This window comes from Collinsella aerofaciens ATCC 25986, assembly GCF_964259375.1.
GTDB classification, from domain to species: Bacteria; Actinomycetota; Coriobacteriia; order Coriobacteriales; family Coriobacteriaceae; genus Collinsella; species Collinsella aerofaciens_BO.
Genome location: NZ_CAXVJM010000045.1, coordinates 1 through 679, shown reverse-complemented (window position 1 = coordinate 679; position 679 = coordinate 1). Strand labels below are relative to the sequence as shown.

Sequence of the window (679 nt, the reverse complement as noted above, 5' to 3'; positions counted from 1 at the left end):
GAGTCGCTCCGCATTTTTGAACGCCGCGTGTGCGTCCCAAATACTTGAGAAACAAGCTGTGAAGTGCGGTGGCGCGCTCGTGCCCGTGCATAGCCGTCACCATCAGCGTCTACGCGGCGTCGGCTTCAAGTGGAACTGGCGCCGCTGCTGTATATGGTTTGCCTTGCTGCAAATGGCGATCAATGCCCACGATGCTTCTGCTTGCGCTTCAACTTCCGCTGCTCGAAGCGCGCCTCCGCCTCATCAGCGCGACGCTGACTTCTTGCTTGAGCCGACTCCCGCTTCATCGCTTCCCGCTGTGCCGCGAGCGCCTGTTGTGCCTTGGTGCTCACAGCGGGCCGTTTAAGGGCCTTCGCCGCCTCGCGAGCGCGCCGCTTGGGGTTCTTCGCGGGCTTGCTTGTTTCAGTGGCCTTGTCGCCGAAGAACGAGAGCTTCTCCCATTTGCCGACAACGAATTGCAGAATCTCCTCATCGGACGGCTCCGCGCCGAAGACGATGCGGGCGGCGCCGTACCTTCCGTCCTCGACATGCTCCGCCAGCCCGACCCAGAATTGGCCGTCGTGATACACGGTCAGGGCGGACGACACGCTGATCTGCATGGCTGGTTCCTCCTTTATGTAGATGACCATGCAGAGAAGGGACAACCAAGGAGGCAGGTTACTGATGCGGACTCCCGCAC

1 protein-coding gene is annotated in these 679 nt (G+C 61.1%); it reads right to left on the bottom strand.

All coding sequences use genetic code 11. The annotated features are described in order from the left end of the window. Positions 1 to 179: 179 nt before the first annotated feature. Positions 180 to 679 (bottom strand): YjdF family protein (locus ACEXKH_RS09650; RefSeq protein ID WP_373573949.1); only part of this gene is annotated, 500 nt, incomplete at its 5' end.